Annotated in this window: 1 pseudogene; it reads right to left on the reverse strand. The window is 63.8% G+C overall.

From position 1 onward, the window contains the following. Positions 1–147: 147 nt before the first annotated feature. A pseudogene (locus E5W87_RS29715) lies at positions 148–287 on the reverse strand (DNA mismatch repair protein MutT); the annotation flags it as partial.

The following is a 287-nucleotide window of genomic DNA, read 5'->3' on the forward strand; positions in this document are numbered from 1 at the left end:
CCCCGGCTCGAACGGCGACTGGGCGGCCAAAGCCGGCCGCGGCCCGATTGCCGTGCTGGCGGCGAGGCAAGCTGCAAGGAAAAACGAGGCGCGGATCATAAGTCCTTGTGGCGAAACAATTTGTCGCTCGCAAGGCGATTTTGTAGGTTACGCCCCTCGGTTCCTGAGCAATTCGTCGGCAACGGCAAACACCGAGCCGGCAAGCGGCAGCGCCGTCATTTCGCTGAGCGTATAGAAGGCGGCGGTCTCGGCGTCATCGCTGGCCACGGGCTCGCCGCCTTCTATAC

This window comes from Mesorhizobium sp. (genome assembly GCF_004962925.1).
Taxonomy (GTDB): Bacteria; Pseudomonadota; Alphaproteobacteria; order Rhizobiales; family Rhizobiaceae; genus Mesorhizobium.